General features: G+C 29.0%; 2 protein-coding genes. Both read right to left on the reverse strand.

Annotation, left to right across the window (positions count from 1 at the left end; translation table 11 throughout):
* Positions 1 to 156: 156 nt before the first annotated feature.
* Positions 157 to 1,398: a tRNA guanosine(34) transglycosylase Tgt gene (gene tgt / locus MBCUR_RS01820; protein WP_211265116.1), complete on the reverse strand. Its 1,242-nt coding sequence runs from the start codon at positions 1,396 to 1,398 to the stop codon at positions 157 to 159.
* 94 nt (positions 1,399 to 1,492) lie between these two features.
* Positions 1,493 to 2,203: a queuosine precursor transporter gene (locus tag MBCUR_RS01825; protein WP_084269407.1), complete on the reverse strand. Its 711-nt coding sequence runs from the start codon at positions 2,201 to 2,203 to the stop codon at positions 1,493 to 1,495.
* Positions 2,204 to 2,514: the final 311 nt, after the last annotated feature.

The raw sequence follows: 2,514 nt of genomic DNA on the forward strand, positions 1-2,514 counted from the left end.
ACACAGCTCTATTATTTAAAAAAAACATTTATTGAAATAAATTAAAGAAATTATTTGAGAGCTTATTTAAAATAATTATATATTATTTTATATATTATTTTATGTATAATTTTATATATTATTTCATTTTTAATTTATTTCATTTTTAATTTTTTTTTAATGATAATATCTACTTAGCCATTCATCTCTAAAATTGAAATAATTTCCATCAAGAATTGATTGGCGTATTTGATTGGTAAGATTAACAATAAAAAAGACATTATGAGTAGTTATAAGTTCCATTCCAAGTAATCTATCTGAAATCATTTGTTTTTCAGTTTTTACTGCTCCTTCATTCTTTAATAATCCACGTATTTCTTCCCGTGTATGATTAGATTTACAAGTAGGACACTGACAACCCTCAAACAAAGGCATAAAATCATTTTTAAACTTTGCATTTCTAAGATTAATGTCTCCATCAAGAGTGTAAACTTTTGCATGACGGGCTTCACGAGTTGGAGCTACACAATCAAATGTATCACAGCCATTTTCAACTCCTACAAAAATATCATCAGGCTTAGAAAGACCTAAAAGATGGCGAGGCTTATCTTCTGGTAAAATACTATTGCACCAAAATAAAATATCTGGTAAATGCTCCTTTTCAAAGGCACCTCCTAAACCATATCCATCAAAACCTAATGCTCCTAAATCATGAGCTGCTTTTTCTCGTAAATCTTGATAATGTGCACCTTGTAGAACCCCGTAAAGGGCTTGGTAAGGTTTATCTCTCCTGTCAAAACTTAATTTTTCATGTTTTTCTAAACATCTAAGCCCCCATTTATATGTACGATTAAGTGCTTCTTCATTGTATTCTTTACTATCCCCAATACTTGTTAGCTCATCAAATGCCATTATAATGTCTCCACCGACTTTGTGTTGAAATTCCATTGAGTATTCTGGAGTAATAAGTTCTTCATCTGAGTCTTCACTTCTTTTAAAGTATACTCCTTCTTCACTTACCCTTGCTAATCTTTTTTTATTTTCTGCCTTAAATTGTTCTTTTGCAATATCCCTCTTATCCATTGAAACAACTTTACCTAATCCACTACCTAAAGACATAACCTGAAAACCACCACTATCTGTAATTGTAGGACAATTATATCCTGAATAGCTATATAATCCTCCAGCACCATCAATTTCATCAGCTATTTGAGATAAATGAAATCCATTGCTAATCATTCCTTGAGCACCAATATTATGAAATTGTGAAGCAGATAATAACCTTACTTTACCATATGTCCCCACCACCATAAATGCAGGAGTCTGAATATCTCCATGAGGTGTATGAATAACACCAGCTCTACCTAGTGCATCTGGAATTTTTTTATTTATTTCAAAGCTAAACTGAATCTGTTTCATTTTCATCACACTCATTTATGTTCAACATTTTTAATTAAGATTCATCAATTTCAATTAACATTAGTCACTTTCAATTAACATTAGTCACTTTCAATTAACATTTGTCGTTTTCATTTATCATTATTTTTTCACAGAATTTGACAACCCCATAGGTTACAGGGAGTAAAACAGTTTCACCAATAATCTTTGTAAGATATGCAATTGTTAATAATCCAAAAAATTGAAATGTTGAAATAGTGCCAAAAAATGCAATTGTGGTAAAAATAACTGTGTCAACTAAATCACCAACTAAACTTGAGCCAATAGCTCTCTGCCAAAATCTTTTACCATTAGTAATTTCTTTAATTTTAACAAAAACATATGAATTAAGAATCTGACCACTAACAAAAGCTATTAAACTACCAGCAACAATACGTGGCATAAATCCAATTATTGTCTCATAAGCTATTTGGTGTTCCCATCCAGGACCTGGAGGCAATATTTGAACAAAAAATAATGCTAAAACAGCTATTAAGTTCATTACAAATGCTGTCCAGATTACTTTTTTAGCCTTTTCAAACCCAAAAATCTCAGTAATTACATCTCCTAAAATATAAGAAAGTGGAAATAATACTGCACCTCCATCCCAAACCAGTCCTGTTGAAAAGAAATCAAACATTTTTGTACTGGCAAGATTAGATACAATTAATATAGTGGCAAATAATGCAGTTAAGTATGCAAAAACCTGTGGTTTGGAAGTTTTTAATTTATTAAATACATATATGGACATTTTCTCTTTCATTAGTATATTTTCTTTTTTAGCCATTCCTATCCTCAAATTAAATATTTTTGAGGGTCGGACAAAAATAGCTTTTCTCAAAAAAAGAAACTTTTTTTGCTAAACAAAGGATTTTCCTAAGGTTTTGGCAAACTGATATGGAATTTTGTCCGACCCTATTTTTATAAAAAAATAATACATATTTAATATTTTTTTTATGTTTTAAATATCTTTTTAATAATATAATCCTATATCAAATATTAATCTTAAAAAATTATCTTTTAAATAGTGGTTCGCAAAAAATTTTAATTTTATTTAAATGAATAATTTTTGAATTATTATGTTATATTATATTATAT

Origin of the sequence: Methanobrevibacter curvatus (assembly GCF_001639295.1) — an archaeon.
GTDB lineage: Archaea > Methanobacteriota > Methanobacteria > Methanobacteriales > Methanobacteriaceae > Methanoflexus > Methanoflexus curvatus.

Coding starts and splice junctions, on each gene's coding strand:
- MBCUR_RS01825 (WP_084269407.1), bottom strand. CDS start 2,203: ATGGCTAAAAAAGAAAATATACTAATGAAAGAGAAAATGTCCATATAT.
- tgt (WP_211265116.1), bottom strand. CDS start 1,398: ATGAAACAGATTCAGTTTAGCTTTGAAATAAATAAAAAAATTCCAGAT.